This window comes from Pseudomonas sp. CVAP#3 (assembly GCF_018986375.1).
Lineage (GTDB): Bacteria > Pseudomonadota > Gammaproteobacteria > Pseudomonadales > Pseudomonadaceae > Aquipseudomonas > Aquipseudomonas helvetica.
Map to the genome: position 1 here is coordinate 43,064 of NZ_JAHMSC010000018.1, position 17,763 is coordinate 60,826.

The following is a 17,763-nucleotide window of genomic DNA, read 5'->3' on the forward strand; positions in this document are numbered from 1 at the left end:
ACCCGGGCTCAAGACTGAGTCAGTTGGCGATACAACTGCGGCAAGCGCAGCGGTAATTGCTCAGGCTGACGGATCACGGTGTAGCCATTGGCGCCAAACATGTACGGCAGGTAATCCCCGGCCTCACGATCAATGGTGATACAGAACGGCGTCAGTCCTTGACGCCGTGCCTCCAGCACCGCCTCGCGGGTGTCTTCAACACCGTAGCGGCCCTCGTACAAATCCAGATCATTCGGTTTGCCATCTGTCAGCAGCAGCAACAGTTTACTGCGCCGTTTGCTGCTGCCCAGCAGGCGCGTGGCCTGGCGAATCGCAGCACCCATGCGCGTGTAATACCCCGGCTTGAGCCCTTGAATACGACCGCGGGTGTTGTCGTCATAACGCTGGGTGAAGGACTTGAGTTCCTGCATGCGTACTTGCTGACGCCGCAGTGAGGAAAACCCGTACAGGGCGAAATCATCCCCCAGCCCCGACAGGGTTTCGCCAAACAGCAACAGCGTGTCGCGGATGACATCAATCACACGATGCTCATCGTTCAGGTGTGCGTCGGTGGACATCGACACATCGGCCAGCAACAGGCACGCCAGGTCGCGGCGCGTCTGGCGTTGCTCCATGAACAGACCGCGCTCGGCACACGGGCCATGCTCGCGTTCAACGTGAAATCCAGCCAGGCCTGCATGTCCAGTTCCGAGCCCTGAAGTTGCTGGCGTAACCACTGACGGTCATTGCGCAAGTGCTCGAATTGGCGTCGCAGGCGCTGCACCGAAACCTTCAACCGTGGCGGCAGCGGCTGCGCTTCACAGTCACGGGGCACCATCATTTGCAGATTGACGAAGGCGCCCTGCATCAGCTGTTTTCGATAGTCCCACTCTGGCAACTTGATGCCCTCGCCCAGGGGAATATCGTCGACATCGGCCGGTGGCAAATCCAGGTGCAGCTTCAGCCCACCGCCCTTGCGCAGCCGGGTGCGCGACAGGGTCAATTCGTCCAGATCATCAGCGATCCTGGCGGCGTCCGGGTCTTCGCTGTCATCCGACCAGCGATCCAGGTCCACGTGTTCGGTCCAACTGAACAGATTCTCCAGGCGTACCACCAATAGCCCGCCGTCACGGGTGCTGTCATCAATGCGTTTGGCGCGCTTGCGCCCGCCTTTCTGCTCGCCGGGAGACGTCGTCAAAGACTCTTCGGATTCATCGCCCAAATCGGCAGCCAGCGGGCTGGCGAGATGTTGCGGTGGGTACAACCACAGCGGCACTGGCCACGCCGCGCGTTCGCTACGCGGAAAATCCTCGACGCTGCCCGGCTCGCGCAACGCCTGGCATAAGACGCGCTCCAGTGCCGCTTCACTACAGCTCAATGAGGCCGGGTCCGGGCGCAATTGCAGGTGGGCCTCGACCAATCGCTGGTAGCGCGCGCGTAGCGCTGGATAGCGCCGCAACAGCAATTGCGTCCAGCGCTGGTTGTCCCGCCCCCAATGCCGCATCTGACCGGCCTGCGCTGCCAGCAACGCGAGCCAACGATAGAGTTCCTCATTCAGTGCGACTTCAGGGAACACCGCGAGACTCGACGGTAGCCGCAGGGTATTCTCGTCACACCACGCCAAGGGCACTTGTTTGCAGGTGCCGGCGATTTGCTGCAGCACGTTGCGCCGCAGTAGCAGATCGCGGTCGCTGGCCGCTTCAAGCCCGATGCCATTGGCACCGCCCATGGCGCGGAACAACAGCGCCAGCGGGCGTTGCTGGTTGATCAGTTCAACCCGTGCTTCGGGGAAATCCGGGCTGGCGCGCCGGGTGATGAAGCGGTGCCAGGCACTGCCTACCCACTCTTCCAGTTCGACGGTAAAGGCCATGCTGTTTGCCCTTCTTGGACACCAAAAAAACGGCCCGCTGTATCAGCCGGGCCGACCTTTTCTAGCCGTTAACCCGGCTCATGAAGGCACCACCGCCGCCGGGGCGCGCAAGGCGGCGCGACCCCGCTGCTTGAAGCTGAACAAATAGCAGAGTAGCCCGGCGAGGAAACCGACCCCAGCCCCCAGACGCGCCCAGAACAACACCTGCAAATGATCGACCGTGGCCATGAACGGCAAGGCAATTCCGTCGGCGTGCCAGCGTTGCAGGTAGATCTGTACAACACCGGCAGCAGTTAGCAGCAGCGTGATCATCACCATCGACAAGGTCATCAACCAGAATCCCCAGATCTCCAGAGTCTGCGAGCGCTCGTCGCCGGCCTCGCCCAACCCGCGCAAGCGTGGCATGGCGTAGCTGATCAAAGTCATCACGATCATCGCGTAAGCACCGTAGAACGACAGGTGGGCGTGAGCGTTCGTCAACTGCGTGCCATGGGTGTAGTAGTTGACCGGTGCCAGGGTATGCAGAAACCCCCAGACACCGGCGCCGAAAAAGGCGGTCACCGTGGTGCCCTTGGCCCACAACGTCGCGGCGCGGTTCGGGTGTTGCCGACGCCGGTTCTTCACCATACTGAAGGCGAACATCACCATCGCCAGGAAGGGCAGCGGCTCCAGTGCGGAGAAGATTGAACCAACCCATAACCAGACCTCTGGCCCACCGATCCAGAAGTAGTGGTGACCGGTGCCGATGATCCCGGTAATCAGCGCCATGGCGATGATTACATAGAGCCATTTCTCCACCACTTCCCGGTCTACCCCGGTGATCTTGATCAGCACGAAAGCCAGCATCGAGCCCATGATCAACTCCCATACACCTTCCACCCAAAGATGCACCACCCACCACCAGTAGAACTTGTCGCGGACCAGGTTTCCGGGGTTATAGAAGGAGAACAGGAAGAACACTGCAAGCAGGATCAGCCCGGTCATCATGACCACGCTCACCGTGGTCTTGCGACCTTTAAGCAGAGTCATGCCGATGTTGTAGAGAAAGCCCAGGCACACCAGCACAATCCCCATCTTGGTGATGGTCGGCTGCTCCAGATAAACGCGGCCCATGGTCGGTAGCAGCTCATTGTGGGTCAACTTGGCCAGCCCCGCATAAGGCACCAGCAGATAACCCAGGATCGTCAATACACCGGTGGCGGCGAATACCCAGAACAGGATGAGTGCCAGCTTCGGACTGTGCAGCTCGCGGTCGGCCTCTTCCGGAATCAGGTAGTAAGCAGCGCCCATGAAGCCGAACAGCAACCATATGATCAGCAGGTTGGTGTGCACCATCCGCGAAACGTTGAAGGGAATGGCCGGGAACAGAAAGTCCCCCACCACGTATTGCAGGCCCATGATCAAACCGAACACCACCTGACCGAGAAACAGCATCAGGGCAAACACGAAGTACGGTTTGGCCACAGCTTGCGAGGCAAATTTCAGATGTGGATTAGTCACGCTCATCTCTCAGCCCTCCTTGTTTGGCGGCCAGCCATTGGTGTTGATTTTCGAGCTCCACTTGAGGAACTCGGCGATGTCATCCACCTCCTGGTCACTCAAGTTGAACTGCGGCATCGCTCGCCGACCCGGTACGCCCAGCGGCTGCATTTTCATCCAGGCATGCAGAAAAGGTTTGAAGCCCGCCTCCCCGCCACGACGCTGGAACACGTTGCCCAGTTCAGGCGCAAAGTAGGCGCCCTCACCCAGCAATGTGTGGCAGCCGACGCAGTTGTTTTGCTCCCAGACCAACTTCCCGCGCACCACTGATTCGCTTAGCTGCGCTTCATTGCTACGGGCGGGAAAGGTCTGTTCCGAGTGATAGGTCAAGGCCAGGAATATCAGGAAGAAGAAGACGCTTCCCCCGAAGTAGATATTCCTGGCCATGCCTTTGGTGAAGGTCTCTGACATGGTCGCTTCCTCTTTGCTTGACCCGTCCATTCTAGGAAGCGCAGGGTTGAAACCGGCTTGATGGCGATCAAGAAAATCAGATGGTTTTGGTCGGGTATTATCCAGAGAGGACTGACAACAGACTCAGCCCCACAAGTGCCGCCAATACCAGCGCCCAGCTCAACATCAAGCGGCGCCATAGTCTCGGCGCGCGGCGCAGCTCCATGAAGCCATCAGTGATTAGGCAGGCCTTGCCGACCGCCACCCCCAGGATGGCAATGGACAGCTGCCAGGTCACGCCCACCTGTGCCAACACCACCGTGCACACGCTTAACGTGGCCAGCGCGGCCCAGCAGACCAGCAGTAACCTGGAAGCGGACATAAAACCTCCCGTCAATTCAGCACGTAGACCAGCGGAAACAGCACGACCCAGATCAGGTCGACCATGTGCCAATACAGCACGCCGGATTCAAACCCGCTGCGGTTGTCTTCGTTGTACAAGCCACGACGACACCGCTCGGCCAGCCATCCGAGAATGACCATGCCGAGCAATACATGGAGGAAATGAAAACCGGTGAGGATCCAGTAGAGGGTGAAAAATGTGTTGTGCTCCATGCCCAGCCCCGAGGCCAGCAAGTGCCGGTATTCCGTGAGTTTCAAGACGACGTAGGCACTCGCAACGAGCAACGCGGCCAACAGAAAGACCGCGCCATGGCGCGGCCTTGAGCACCTTACTTGCTCCTGAGCCAGCGCGGCGAACAACCCCGCAGTGAGCAGGCTCAGGGTCATCGCCAAGCCGGTGGACGTGTTCAGCAACAGGCGGCTTTCGCCGAACAGCTGCAGCTTGAGCGCCTGGGTCACGGCAAACGCCAGGATCAAAATCGCAAACACCGACAGCTCGGCCAGAATGAAAAACCACATCGCCAAGTCGCCCGGCAGGTGACCACGCGCAACGCCCCTGGACTCAGCCGAAGTGGACATCAACCACGTCCATCAGCGCCGCAACCGTCAGCGGATCATCGCTCAACGGCTCGGCCAAGCAGGCCATGCACGCCTCACGCGGACTCATGCCGGAGCGGATCATTCGCGCCGTGAAAATCAGCAGCCGCGTCGAGGCGACCTCTTCCAGATCATGCTGATCGAGCCGGCGCAGCGCCTGCCCCAGCCTGACCACTTGCGCCGCCAGGGCGCAGTCCACCTGCGCTTCCCTGGCGACAATGCGCTCTTCGTCAGCCACCGGCGGATAGCCGAAACGCATCGCCACGAAGCGTTGGCGGGTGCTGGGCTTCATGCCTTTGAGCAGGTTCTGGTAACCGGGGTTGTACGACACCACCAGCATGAATGAGGGCGGCGCCTTCAACACTTCGCCGATGCGTTCCAGAAACAATTCCCGACGATCATCGGCCAGTGGATGCAGTACCACCACGGTGTCCTGACGGGCCTCGACCACTTCGTCGAGGTAGCAGATACCCCCTTCTCGCACCGCGCGGGTCAACGGTCCATCCTGCCACCACGTGCCCTGGGCGCCGATCAGATGCCGGCCGATGAGGTCGGCGGCACTCAGGTCGTCGTGGCAAGCCACGGTGTAGAGCGGCAGTTTCAACCGATGGGCCATGTGCTGGACGAAACGGGTCTTGCCGCACCCGGTCGGGCCTTTGATCAGCACCGGCATGCCATGACGCCAGGCTTGCTCGAACAGCACCTCCTCATTATTAAGCGGTTGATAGAAGGGGTCGACCTTGTGTTCGCAAGACGGGATACGGTCCATGGGCTGTCTGTTCCAAAAGCGGATTCAAGCAACACGCTACGGGCGCCTGCGACAACCTGGCAAGTGACATGGCCGACAAACTTGATCGCGGTCAAGCGAGCATTGGCCTGCTCGGGCATAGCCTTGCACGGCACTAAGAACCTGCGTTCTGCGCTGCCGTCAAAGCACATCGCAAAGGTCTTGCCTGAGGAGAAATGGAATGCTGATCAGCAATAGAAAAACGTTTGCTCTGACTGTCGCCACGCTGTGTTCAACGCTGGCCCTGGCGATGAGTCATGCCGTTGCCGCTGACGAACCTGCCGCAGGAGCGGCCACCCCGCCCATGGTCAAAACCGCGGGAGCGCCGGACCTGAGCCAGGCCGACTTCGACGCATCCAAGGAGATCTACTTCCAACGCTGCGCCGGTTGCCACGGTGTTCTGCGCAAAGGCGCCACCGGTAAACCACTGACGCCGGACATCACTCAGTCCCGTGGGCAACCGTATCTGGAGGCCTTGATGACTTACGGGTCACCGGCGGGCATGCCGAATTGGGGGACGTCCAATGCCCTGACCAAGGACCAGATCACGGCGATGGCGAAGTTCATTCAGCACACGCCGCCAACGCCACCGGAATGGGGCATGGCCGAGACGCTGAAAACCTGGAAAGTGCTGGTCAAGCCCGAGGACCGTCCGAACAAACAGCTGAGCAAACTCAATCTGCCCAACCTGTTTTCGGTGACGTTGCGCGATGACGGCAAGATTGCTCTGATCGACGGTGACAGCAAGAAAATCGTCAAGCTGATCGAGACCGGTTATGCGGTGCACATTTCGCGCATTTCAGCCTCCGGTCGCTACCTGCTGGTGATTGGTCGAGACGCCCGGATCGACATGATCGACCTGTGGCCGGTGGAGCCGACCAAGGTCGCCGAAGTCAAAGTGGGCATCGAGGCACGCTCGGTGGAGACCTCCAAGTTCAAAGGCTACGAAGACAAATACACCATCGCCGGTTCCTATTGGCCGCCGCAGTTCACCATCATGGATGGCGAAACCCTGGAGCCAAAGCAAATCGTCTCGACCCGTGGCATGACCGTCGACAAACAGGAGTACCACCCGGAACCCCGGGTCGCGGCGATCATCGCCTCCCACGAATGGCCGGAGTTCATCGTCAACGTCAAGGAAACCGGCAAGGTCATGCTGGTCAATTACCAGGACATCAAAAACCTAACCGTCACCTACATCGATGCCGCGCCGTTCCTGCATGACGGTGGTTGGGACAGCACTCATCGGTATTTCATGACCGCCGCCAACAACTCCAACAAGATCGCCGTGATCGATTCCAAAGAACGTAAATTGACTGCTTTGGTGGACGTCGGAAAAACTCCTCACCCAGGCCGCGGCGCCAACTTCGTCCATCCGACTTACGGGCCAGTCTGGGCCACCAGCCATCTGGGAGATGACGGTATCTCGCTGATCGGCACCGACCCGATCAAACACCCGCAATACGCCTGGAAACAGGTCGCCTCGCTCAAGGGCCAGGGCGGCGGTTCGTTGTTCATCAAGACCCACCCCAACTCGCGCCACCTGTATGTCGACACCACCCTCAACCCGGACGCCAAACTCAGTCAGTCGGTGGCGGTGTTCAATCTCGACAAGCTCGATGCCGGCTACACCGTGCTACCCATCGCCGAGTACGCCGGCATCAAGCAAGGGGCCATGCGCGTCGTACAGCCGGAATACAACAAGGCCGGCGATGAGGTTTGGTTCTCCGTGTGGAGTGGCCAGGCAGACGAGTCGGCACTGGTGGTGATCGACGACAAAACCCTGAAGCTCAAATCAGTCATCAAGGACAAACGGCTGATTACGCCCACCGGAAAATTCAACGTCTACAACACCCAACACGACATTTATTGAGTTCCATCAATGAAAGGAATCGTCATGAAAAATACGCTGATATCACTGATTGTCCTGGCTGGCGCATTGAGCCTGCAAGCGGTGATGGCGCAAGACGCGCCAGAGCTGTTCAAGAGCAAACCCTGCGCCGCCTGCCATGCCATCGACACCAAGCTCGTCGGCCCGACGCTCAAGGAGGTGGCCGCCAAGAACGCTGGTGTCGCCGGTGCCGCAAACACCCTGGCCAACCACATCAAGAACGGCACACAAGGCAATTGGGGACCGATACCGATGCCGGCCAACCCAGTAACGGATGAAGAAGCGCAGACCCTCGCGACGTGGGTCTTGAGTCTCAAATAGCCAACGGGAGGGCGTCATGAAAGATTATCGACACGCGGTGCTTCTGGCGGCCCTCCTCCTCATTTGCGCGACCTCGGTAGCGACGCCGGACGCCAAGCGTCAGGCGCAACTCGAACACCTGCTGGCCCAGGATTGCGGTGCCTGTCATGGGCTGCGAATGACCGGTGGGCTGGGCCCTGAACTGACCCGTAGCGCACTGTCCGGCAAGCCCCGGGACAGCCTGATTGCCACCGTCACCCAAGGTCGCCCCGGCACCGCCATGCCCGGTTGGGGCCCGCTGCTCAGTGCTGACGACATCCGTTGGCTGGTCAATCTTCTTCTCCAGGGATATCCCGCATCATGATTCGTTCAATCCTGCTGTCAGCGGCGACCGGCCTCTTGTTATCCGCCTGCGTTCAGTCCCCCCTGCGCGGCACGGGCGACCTGGGCGTAGTGATTGAGCGCACCAGCGGTAGCGTACAAATCATCGAAAGCGACACTCGCACCGCGCTGGCTCGCCTCGAAGGCTTGGGCGACCTGTCCCATGCCTCGGTGGTGTTCTCCCACGACCAGCGTTATGCCTATGTGTTCGGTCGCGACGGCGGACTGAGCAAAATCGACCTGCTGACCCAACGCATCGACCATAGGGTCATCCAGGGCGGCAACAGCATCGGCGGCGCCATCAGTCAGGACGGCAAGTTGATCGCGGTGTCCAACTACGTACCCGGCGGCGTCAAGGTATTCGATGCCAACACCTTGCAACAGGTGGCCGACATTCCCGCCACAGCCCTGGCCGATGGCAGCAAACGCTCCCGGGTGGTCGGTCTGGTGGACGCCCCCGGACAACGTTTTGTATTCAGCCTGTTCGATAGCGGCGAAATCTGGACCGCCGACTTCAGCCGGGGCAACACACCGCAGATCAACCGCTTCAAGAACATCGGCCAACAACCCTACGATGCCTTGATTACCCCGGATGGGCGCTATTACATGGCCGGGCTGTTCGGCGAAGACGGCATGGCCCAACTCGACCTCTGGCATCCGGAGCATGGCGTGCAGCGGGTGCTTGGTGATTACGGGCGCGGCCAGGCGAAATTACCCGTCTACAAGATGCCGCATCTGGAGGGCTGGGCCGTTGCTGACAACCAGGCCTTCGTGCCCGCCGTCGGCCACCATCAAGTGCTGGTGATGGATTCGCGCAGCTGGCAGCAGACCGCGGCCATCCCTGTGGCCGGGCAGCCGGTGTTCGTCACCTCACGGCCAGACGGTCGGCAGCTGTGGGTCAATTTCGCCTACCCGGACAACGATCGGGTTCAGGTGATCGATACCGAAACCCACGCTGTGGTCGCCGACCTGCGACCGGGGCCGGCGGTGCTACACATGGAATTCACCGCGCGCGGCGATCAGTTGTGGCTGTCATTACGCGATGGCGATCAGGTTCAGGTCTGGGACCCGTACAGCCTGAAACTGCTGAGCACCCTTCCCGCCATCGCGCCGAGCGGCATCTTCTTCAGCAGTCGCGCGCAAAAAATGGGCTATTGAAATGAACCTCGACCTGCTCAGTCGCCAACTGATCGATCGCTTCCAGCACGACATGCCGCTGTGCCCGGAACCGTATAAAGAGATCGCCAAAGTCCTCGGTTGCGACGAGGCGCACGTGATGGCCTGCCTGCAAGCAATGGATCAGGCCGGCACCCTCTCGCGGATCGGCCCGGTGTTCGAACACAGCCGCGCCGGGGCCAGCACCCTCGCCGCCTTCGCCGTGCCCGCCGAACGCCTGCAACAAGTCGCCGAGCGCGTCAGCCAGTATCCCGAGGTCAATCACAACTACGCACGGGAGCATTTCTACAACCTGTGGTTTGTGTTGACCGGGCCTGATCGCCCACACATCGAACGCGTACTCAACGAACTCGAGAAAGATACCGGCCTCACGCCGCTGGATCTGCCGATGCTGACCGCTTACCGCATCAACCTCGGCTTTGCTCTGGGAGAAGGCCCATGAAGCCGGGATTGAGCCCCAAACAGGCACTGGCGCTACGCCGACATCTGGAAAGCGGATTGCCGCGAGTATCACGGCCTTATCAGGCCCTCGCGGAACGGATAAGCGCCGATGAAAACCAGGTGCTCGCGCAAATGCATCAGTGGCACGAACAAGGGCTTTTTCGGCGGGTCGGTCTGGTGCTCAACCATCGCGCGCTGGGTTTTTCTGCCAACGCCATGCTGGTGCTGGATGTTCCAGACGCGCTGATCGACGAAGTCGGCCAGCGCCTGGGGCAAGCGCCCGGTATCACCCTCTGCTATCAACGGCCACGGCGCCTGCCGCAGTGGCGCTACAACCTTTTCTGCATGGTTCACGGGCGCCAACGCGCGCAGGTCGAGGCGCAGATCCAGGCGTTGCTGGAAGAACACTTGCTGAGCGACCTGCCCCACCAACTGCTGTTCAGCACCCACGTCTTTAAACAGTGCGGCGGACGCTTTGCCGCCTCCTCAACGGGAACCACGCCCCATGGATGATCTTGACCGTCGGCTGATCAACCGCTTGCAACTGGGCCTGCCGCTGGTGCGTAACCCCTGGCAGGCACTGGCCAGCGAACTGGACAGCAGCAGCACTGAATTGCTCCACCGCCTCCACGAACTGCTCTGTGAGGGAATACTCACGCGCTTCGGCCCGATGTTCGACATCGAACGCCTCGGTGGCGCCTTCACCCTCGCGGCGCTGGCGGTGCCGGAAGAACGGTTCGAAGAGATCGCCGGGCAACTGCACGCCCTGCCTGAAGTGGCGCACAACTATCGACGCGAACACGCCTGGAACATGTGGTTCGTGCTCGGCTGCGCGACCGAACAAGGCGTCACCGAAACCTTGCAGCACATCGAAATCCTGACCGGTTTGCCGCTGCTCAACGTGCCCAAAGAGGAGACTTACCATGTCAGTCTGTACTTCCCGGTCTGAAGACACCCTGGCACACCGACTGATCGAACTGACCCAGGCGGGCCTGCCGCTGCTGGACGACCCTTGGGCCTGGCTCGCCGAACAGCTGAACCTGAGTATCGAATCCACCCTGGATTTGCTCAAGCGCTTGCAGGCCGAGGGCGCGATCCGACGCATCGCCGCCGTCCCCAACCACTATCGCCTCGGATATCGCTACAACGGCATGACAGTCTGGGATGTGCGCGACACCGACATGCCGCGCCTCGGTGCGCTGATCGGTGCGCAGCCTTTTGTCAGCCACTGTTATCGACGCCCGCGACGAACCGCGTGGCGCTACAACCTGTTCGCCATGGTCCACGGTCGCAGCCGCGAAGAAATCGACAGCTACCGCGAACACCTGCGCTACTTGCTGGGCGACGCCTGTGTCGCCGACGAGATGCTGGTGAGCAGTCGCATCCTGAAAAAAACCGGTTTACGGCTACCGCCAGTACCACGCTGAACACTCGCTGGCTCAAGGAGATTTGCATGTTGAGGATCAGCCAATACCTGCGTGCCCTGACCGGCCGGGTGCCTGCCCCCAGAACCAGCCCTCCGGGCAGCAACCGGCCGCCAGTGGTGATCTGGAACCTGCTCAGGCGCTGCAACCTGACCTGCAAGCACTGCTACGCCACCTCGGCCGACAGTGTCTTTCGCGGCGAACTGGATACGGCCGCCGCGCTGACCGTGATTGACGACCTGCACGACGCTGGCGTGAAGGTACTGATTCTTTCCGGGGGGGAACCGCTGTTGCGCGAGGATCTGTTTGTGCTCGGCGCCTATGCCCGCGCCAAAGGTTTCTTTGTGGCCTTGTCCACCAATGGCACGCTGATCGATGAGCAGAACATCACGCAGATCAGCGCGGCGAAGTTCGACTATGTCGGGATCAGCATCGATGGCCTGGAAGCCACCCATGACAGCTTCCGCCAGCTGAAGGGCAGCTTCGCCCGCTCCATGCACGCGATCCAGCTCTGTCGCGAACAAGGCATTCGCGTCGGTCTGCGAACCACATTGACCCAGGAGAACCATGCGCAGCTGCCCCAACTGCTGGCGTTGATCCGCGAGTACGACGTGCAAAAGTTTTATCTGTCGCACCTCAACTACAGCGGTCGCGGCAAACGCAGCCGCCAGCTCGACGCCCGACAGCAGATGAGCCGCGAGGCGATGACGCTGATCTTCGAACGGGCCTGGGAAGACATCCAGCACGGTCGCGACAGCGATTTTGTCAGCGGCAACAACGATGCCGACGCGATTCTCTTGCTGCAATGGGTGGGCCTGCATCTACCCGAACATTACCCGCGCCTGGAACATATGCTCCGCGCCTGGGGCGGCAACGCCTCGGGCAGCGGCATCGCCAACATCGACAACACCGGTGAAGTGCACCCCGACACCTATTGGTGGCAGCACTCGGTGGGCAATGTCCGGCACACGCCGTTTCGCACGCTGTGGCTGGACCGCCCGGACGCCTTGTTACAGCAGCTGCGCGTGCATCCTCGGGCCGTCGGTGGTCGCTGTGGTCAATGCCGTTGGCTAAGCATCTGCAACGGCAACACTCGCACCCGCGCCTGGGCCGAAGGTGATCTCTGGGGCCAGGACCCCGGTTGCCACCTCAGCGATGAAGAAATCGGCATACCACCCTCAACGACCCTCCCTAGCGTCATGCACTGAAGCACCCGCCTGGCGAGCCATCTGACAAAGGATGGGGCCGGACCACCTGATGAAGCACCAAGGACGTCCCATGCATCCATCGATTATTTTACCGGCTGCACTTGAGTCCCCGTTCAGACCGGGCGAAGTCGCCCTGGTCGGCGCCGGCCCCGGCGATCCACGCTTACTGACCCTGCGTGCCTGGAGCCTGTTGATGCAAGCCGACGCCGTGGTTTACGACCGCCTGATCAGCCCCGAGCTGCTGACGTTGATCCCCCTCACCTGCGCCCGGCATTACGTCGGCAAGGCAAGCGGCTGCCACAGCCTGCCCCAGGAACAGATCAACGAACTACTCGCCGACCTCGCCGATCTGGGGCAGCGCGTGGTCCGGCTCAAGGGTGGCGACCCGTTCATATTCGGCCGTGGCGCCGAGGAGCTGGAGTATCTGCTGCAACGCAACATTGACTGCCAGGTGGTCCCCGGCATTACTGCCGCCTCCGGGTGTAGCGCTTACGCCGGCATTCCGCTGACCCATCGGGATCTGGTCAACTCCTGCCGTTTCATCACCGGGCACCTGCAACGCGATGGAGAGTTGGCACTGCCCTGGAGCAGCCTGGCCGACAGCACTCAGACCCTGGTGTTTTACATGGGGTTATCGAACCTTGGGATTATCGCGCAGCGCTTGATCGAGGCCGGAATGCCCGCCGACACGCCGGCGGCGCTGATCAGCAACGGTACACGGCCCGACCAGCATGTTGCCCGAGGCAGGCTGCACCAGTTACCGACCCTGGCGCGAGATTGCCCACCTGGCATTCCGACGCTGACGGTGATCGGCAAAGTGGTTGATCTGTTTGCTACTCAACAACAGGAATACCCGGCGCGTTTTTACCCCGCCCCAGCGCTGCAACGCTACCGCAAGGTGGCGATATGAGGCGGATGCTGCTTGCCCCATTGTTGTGGATCGGTCCGGTTCATGCCGGTGCGGCGGTTCCGCCCTCCGACGCGGCCGCCAACCTCTACCAACAGCATTGCCAGAGCTGCCATGGTGCCAACCGTTTCGGCGGTGCGGGGCCGGCTTTGCTGCCGGAGAGTCTGACTCGGATCAAACCTGACGAAATCCGCAGCGTTATCCAGAACGGTCGCCCCGCGAGTCAGATGACCGGGTATGCCAACGTGTTCAATCCCACGCAGCTCGACGCGATGGTGGATTACCTTCAGCAACCACCCGCCACCCCACCCACCTGGAGTAACGATGACATTCGCGGCAGTCATTCCATTCTTACCGATATCAACAAGCTGCCCGACACTCCTCAGCATGGCGCCGATCCACTGAACCTGTTCGTGGTGGTGGAAGCCGGCGATCATCACATCGACATCCTCGACGGCGACCGTTTTGAAGTGCTGGCACGGTTTACTTCGCACTTTGCCGTGCATGGCGGGCCGAAGTTCTCGCCGGATGGACGCTTCGTCTACGTGGCCTCTCGCGATGGCTGGATCAGTCTGTATGACTTGCACAACCTGAAACTGATCGCCGAGGTCCGCGCCGGGCTCAACACCCGCAACCTGGCGGTGAGCAAGGATGGCCGCTGGGTACTGGTGGGCAACTACTTGCCAGGCAATCTCGTGGTGCTCGATGCCCGCGATCTGTCGCTGGTCAAAACGATCCCGGCGATCGGCCAGGACGGTACCGCGTCGCGGGTCAGCGCGGTGTACACAGCCCCGCCGCGTAACAGCTTCATCGTCGCACTCAAGGACGTGAAGGAAGTCTGGGAGCTGCCCTGCGCCGGCACACCGGACTTCGAACCGCGACGGATCAAGGCAGAGGATGTGCTGGACGACTTTTCCTTTTCACCGGACTACAAGCAACTGCTGGCCACATCGCGCAAAGCCAAGGGCGGCCAGGTGATCGACCTCGACAGTGGCAAGGTGGTCACCGACATTCCGCTGCCGGGCATGCCGCACCTGGGGTCCGGGACTTACTGGAAGCGTAACGGTGAGTGGGTGTTCGCCACGCCGAACATCAGCAAGGGCCTGATCTCGGTCATCGACTTCAAGACCTGGAAACTGATCAAGGAAATACCGACCCTGGGGCCAGGGTTCTTCATGCGCAGTCACGTCAATTCGCGGTATGCCTGGACCGATGTATTTTTCGGTCCCGACAACGATGCGATCCACCTGATCGACAAACAGACCCTGGAAATCGCCCACACCCTGCGCCCGATGCCCGGCAAGACCGCCGCCCACGTCGAATTCACCCGCGACGGTCGCTACCTGCTGCTGAGTATCTGGGCCACCGACGGTGCGCTGATTGTCTACGACAGCAACACCCTCAAAGAGATCAAGCGCCTGCCGATGAACAAGCCCTCGGGCAAGTACAATGTCGGCAACAAAATCGAGTTTGCCGAGGGCACTTCACACTAGACCTTGTGCCGATCGCTTTACCCCAGGGTGTAACCGTTGTCGGCTTCAGTCCTGATCGCAGACATCCCGAGCACCTTGGGACAGCTGAAAAGCAACCACGTTGGCCAGCGCTGACGCATCCCCGGTGCCGGGGACTTCAAACGGTGCGTGAAAACCGGCCTTTTTGATCGCCGTCCAGATAGGCATCAAACGCCATCGCCGCGCTGCGCATCATCAAATGCCCGTGGGGCAACAACACCAGCGCATCTTCGTGGATCTGCAGCAATCCATCGCGAACATGTTCGTCCAGTTGCATCAGCGCATCGGCAAAGTACTCGGTAAAGCAGATGGCATGACGCGCTTCAAACTTGCCGAAGTCGATCCGGCCATGACACATCAGATCGCTGATCACTTCACGGCGAAGCTGATCGTCGGCGCTCAAGCGGTAACCTCGATGGACCGGTAACAAGCCTTGATCCAGTCGCGCGTAATACTGAGAAAGCTCCTTGACGCTCTGGCTGTAGCTATCGCCGACCTTGCCGATCGAAGACACCCCGAGACCGATCAAATCGCAGTCGGCGTGGGTGGAATAACCCTGGAAATTACGCTGCAACGTGCCATTGGCCCGGGCCAAGGCCAGCTCATCGTCCGGCAAGGCGAAATGGTCCATGCCGATGTAGACATAACCGGCCTCGGTCAGACGGCGGATAGTCAGTTCAAGCAACTCTAGCTTGCGCTCAGGTGGCGGCATATCGGCCGGACGAATCAGTCGTTGCGCGCGCACCAGCTCCGGCAAATGGGCATAGCTGTAGGCTGCAATCCGGTCCGGGCGCAACGCGATGATCTTGCCGAGGGTGACGTCGAAACTGTTCACGGTTTGCAATGGCAGGCCGTAGATAAGATCAACGCTGATCGACTTGAATTGCACCTGACGCGCAGCAGCGACCAGTGCGTAAATTTGCCCTTCACTTTGCTGACGATTGACCGCGGCCTGCACGTCGGGATCGAAGTCCTGCACGCCGAAGCTCAGGCGATTGAACCCCAACCGACGCAGCGACTGGATCTGTTCAGTGCTGATGGTGCGAGGGTCGACTTCGATGGAAAACTCATGGTCATCGCTGTCATCCATGTCGAATGCCTGATGCAGGCAGTCCATAAGGTCAGCCAGTTGCTCGCTGGTCAAATAGGTCGGCGTGCCACCACCCAGGTGCAGTTGTGTGAGTTTGCGGGTGCGGTCGAACAAGGCGGCTTGCATCACGATTTCGCGCTTGAGGTACGTCAGGTACTCGACGGCGCGGTGGGTTTTCCGGGTAATGATTTTATTGCAGGCGCAGTAATAACAAAGGCTCTTGCAGAACGGGATGTGGATGTACACCGACAGCGATTTTGGCGTTGCCGCCCGGTTGCTGTCCGAGGCGGCACGCTGATAGTCATCGACGGCGAACGCCTGATGAAACTGCGGCGCCGTCGGGTAAGAGGTATAGCGCGGCCCCGGGCGGTCATACTTTTCGACCAGGGCACGATTGAAATCAAACGAGGTTGTCATAATCAATCCACTCGCAATGGGGGTTCATGCCCCGCACTGCCCGAATCCCTTTCAAACAGGTTGCAGATGGCATCCACGTGCGGCCGACCGGCCGGAAGAATACTGATGAAACGATCAGACAACTCAATCAACCCGTCACGGGTCAATTGCTCCAGCACAGGCCAGACGGCGGAAAAGTACTGACGAAAAATCAGTCCATAGCGCGTCTCGATTGCCTGGATATCCAGCTCCAGATCACATGCCAGACGCTCCACGACCATGTGCCTGACCTGATTCCCCGTCTCACAGCGCCAGCCACGGCTCGTCGGCAATTGATCCATGTCCAGTTGCTGCTGGTACAGCTCCAGTTTGTCGGTGTTTTGCGCATACAAATCGTCGATCTGACTGATAGCGCCCAAACCGAACCCGATATGGTCGCAATATCCGTGACGGGTAAATCCCTCACTATTGCGACGTAATCGGCCGCGCTCTTGAGCAATCGCCAAATCGTCATCGGGCCGGACAAACTGCCCCAGGCCAATGTAGTGATAACCGGCGCCGATCAACTGTTCAAAGCAGATCCGGCGCATGGCACCTTTATCTTCCTCGCTGCAAAACGCTCTGATTTTGTCTGCGGTCTTTGGCCGATAGCGTTGAGGTGGCCGGGCATAATCAAACACCAGCAGCCGGTCCGGCTCCAGTTCGATGATGGTTGCCAGTTTCAGCGCAAAACTTTCTGGCGTCTGCCAGGCATGGCCATAACCCAGATCGACATTGATGGATCGATAACCGAAGGTGCGAGCGGCATCGATAAGCGAATGGATCGGTGCCGGGTTCTGGTAGCAGGCCACCGACATCGCACTGTCGGCACCGATGTCTGGAACTCCGATGCTGACATGGTTGAATCCCAGATCACGCAGCACGCCCATGGTCGACCAATCGGTATGGTGAAGGTCCACTTCTACGCTGTAGTCAGCGCACTCATGTCCAAGAAAGTTGAATCGACCACGAAGGTGATTCATCAGCCGTCTCAGGTGGGCGATGGCAGGTGTTCCGCCCCCCAGATGAAACTGCTCGACCCGCTGTCCGGTCCCCAGGTGACAACCGACGAGGTCGATCTCATGTTGCAGACGCTGAAGATAGTGTTCGACACCACTGTGTTCGCATGAAATATCGCGAGGGGAACACAAGGAAGGCTTCAGGTTAGAAGGCAGTTGCACATTCAGCGACAGCGGACGGCACTTCTGTCGGCTGACGCGTAGTGCACGAAGCAAATCCAGAGAGCCGATACCGTCATGGAACTTTTCAGTGTCGACATGGCAGTTGGGATCAAGCACGCCTTGATCGCACCGAGCGTTCAGCTCGCCGGAGTTGCGGAATAAATTGAGCATGACGGGTCTCGGAGACTGGCTGCGGACTGCCAGTGTCGGGGTTTGGCGATCAATGCTCCTTGATGTGTGTCAAGCGCGAGCAA

The 17,763-nt window shown here is 60.1% G+C and carries 18 protein-coding genes and 1 pseudogene; 11 read left to right on the plus strand and 8 right to left on the minus strand.

Features of this window, described 5'->3' with window-relative positions; translation table 11 throughout:
• Nucleotides 1-8: 8 nt before the first annotated feature.
• The 6 genes and pseudogenes from KRR23_RS23780 to KRR23_RS23805 form a co-directional block, all read right to left on the minus strand.
• Nucleotides 9-1,849, minus strand: a pseudogene (locus KRR23_RS23780) (nitric oxide reductase activation protein NorD).
• Nucleotides 1,850-1,927: 78 nt separating this feature from the next.
• Entirely contained in the window at nt 1,928-3,355 is a 1,428-nt protein-coding gene (locus KRR23_RS23785) for a cbb3-type cytochrome c oxidase subunit I (protein ID WP_216744493.1), read from the minus strand.
• Between the two features lie 3 nt (nt 3,356-3,358).
• Nucleotides 3,359-3,799: a cytochrome c gene (locus KRR23_RS23790; RefSeq protein ID WP_216744494.1), complete on the minus strand. Its 441-nt coding sequence runs from the start codon at nt 3,797-3,799 to the stop codon at nt 3,359-3,361.
• A 97-nt stretch (nt 3,800-3,896) separates the two neighbouring features.
• A complete protein-coding gene (locus tag KRR23_RS23795; RefSeq protein WP_019690904.1) occupies nt 3,897-4,160 on the minus strand; it encodes a cytochrome C oxidase subunit IV family protein in 264 nt (87 codons plus the stop codon).
• Between the two features lie 11 nt (nt 4,161-4,171).
• Nucleotides 4,172-4,759: a cytochrome c oxidase subunit 3 gene (locus KRR23_RS23800; RefSeq protein ID WP_216744495.1), complete on the minus strand. Its 588-nt coding sequence runs from the start codon at nt 4,757-4,759 to the stop codon at nt 4,172-4,174.
• Entirely contained in the window at nt 4,743-5,546 is an 804-nt protein-coding gene (locus KRR23_RS23805; RefSeq protein WP_253912233.1) for a CbbQ/NirQ/NorQ/GpvN family protein, read from the minus strand. Before KRR23_RS23805 ends, KRR23_RS23800 begins: the two co-directional genes overlap by 17 nt.
• A 268-nt stretch (nt 5,547-5,814) precedes the next feature.
• On the opposite strand from KRR23_RS23805, the gene nirS reads away from it, so the two are divergent.
• The 11 genes from nirS to KRR23_RS23860 all read left to right on the plus strand — a co-directional run bounded on the left by nirS (nt 5,815) and on the right by KRR23_RS23860 (nt 14,785).
• The gene (gene nirS / locus KRR23_RS23810; RefSeq protein WP_253912238.1) at nt 5,815-7,437 is read left to right on the plus strand and encodes a nitrite reductase; all 1,623 of its coding nucleotides are present in this window, start codon (nt 5,815-5,817) and stop codon (nt 7,435-7,437) included.
• 24 nt (nt 7,438-7,461) lie between these two features.
• Nucleotides 7,462-7,776, plus strand: coding sequence for a c-type cytochrome (locus tag KRR23_RS23815; protein WP_216744497.1), 315 nt, complete (start codon nt 7,462-7,464; stop codon nt 7,774-7,776).
• Between the two features lie 16 nt (nt 7,777-7,792).
• Entirely contained in the window at nt 7,793-8,119 is a 327-nt protein-coding gene (locus KRR23_RS23820; protein WP_216744498.1) for a cytochrome c, read from the plus strand.
• Nucleotides 8,116-9,294, plus strand: a complete 1,179-nt coding sequence (locus tag KRR23_RS23825; protein ID WP_216744499.1) for a cytochrome D1 domain-containing protein — start codon at nt 8,116-8,118, stop codon at nt 9,292-9,294. Before KRR23_RS23820 ends, KRR23_RS23825 begins: the two co-directional genes overlap by 4 nt.
• Nucleotide 9,295: 1 nt before the next feature.
• Entirely contained in the window at nt 9,296-9,754 is a 459-nt protein-coding gene (locus KRR23_RS23830) for an Lrp/AsnC family transcriptional regulator (protein ID WP_216744500.1), read from the plus strand.
• Nucleotides 9,751-10,266, plus strand: a complete 516-nt coding sequence (locus KRR23_RS23835; protein ID WP_216744501.1) for an Lrp/AsnC family transcriptional regulator — start codon at nt 9,751-9,753, stop codon at nt 10,264-10,266. Before KRR23_RS23830 ends, KRR23_RS23835 begins: the two co-directional genes overlap by 4 nt.
• Nucleotides 10,259-10,702 (plus strand): Lrp/AsnC family transcriptional regulator, encoded by a 444-nt coding sequence (locus tag KRR23_RS23840; RefSeq protein WP_216744502.1) that lies wholly within the window; start codon nt 10,259-10,261, stop codon nt 10,700-10,702. The genes KRR23_RS23835 and KRR23_RS23840 overlap by 8 nt, the downstream gene beginning before the upstream one ends.
• Nucleotides 10,677-11,180, plus strand: coding sequence for an Lrp/AsnC family transcriptional regulator (locus KRR23_RS23845; RefSeq protein ID WP_216744503.1), 504 nt, complete (start codon nt 10,677-10,679; stop codon nt 11,178-11,180). Before KRR23_RS23840 ends, KRR23_RS23845 begins: the two co-directional genes overlap by 26 nt.
• Before the next feature lie 26 nt (nt 11,181-11,206).
• On the plus strand, nt 11,207-12,385 hold the full coding sequence (nirJ, locus tag KRR23_RS23850; protein ID WP_216744504.1) for a heme d1 biosynthesis radical SAM protein NirJ: 1,179 nt from the start codon (nt 11,207-11,209) through the stop codon (nt 12,383-12,385).
• A 70-nt stretch (nt 12,386-12,455) separates the two neighbouring features.
• The gene (cobA, locus tag KRR23_RS23855) at nt 12,456-13,295 is read left to right on the plus strand and encodes a uroporphyrinogen-III C-methyltransferase (RefSeq protein ID WP_216744505.1); all 840 of its coding nucleotides are present in this window, start codon (nt 12,456-12,458) and stop codon (nt 13,293-13,295) included.
• On the plus strand, nt 13,292-14,785 hold the full coding sequence (locus KRR23_RS23860) for a cytochrome D1 domain-containing protein (RefSeq protein WP_216744506.1): 1,494 nt from the start codon (nt 13,292-13,294) through the stop codon (nt 14,783-14,785). Before cobA ends, KRR23_RS23860 begins: the two co-directional genes overlap by 4 nt.
• A 136-nt stretch (nt 14,786-14,921) precedes the next feature.
• Here KRR23_RS23860 and hemN read toward each other — a convergent pair whose 3' ends face one another.
• Both hemN and KRR23_RS23870 read right to left on the minus strand, forming a co-directional pair.
• Entirely contained in the window at nt 14,922-16,310 is a 1,389-nt protein-coding gene (hemN, locus tag KRR23_RS23865; RefSeq protein WP_216744507.1) for an oxygen-independent coproporphyrinogen III oxidase, read from the minus strand.
• Between the two features lie 2 nt (nt 16,311-16,312).
• Nucleotides 16,313-17,680, minus strand: a complete 1,368-nt coding sequence (locus KRR23_RS23870; RefSeq protein ID WP_216744508.1) for a coproporphyrinogen III oxidase — start codon at nt 17,678-17,680, stop codon at nt 16,313-16,315.
• Nucleotides 17,681-17,763: the final 83 nt, after the last annotated feature.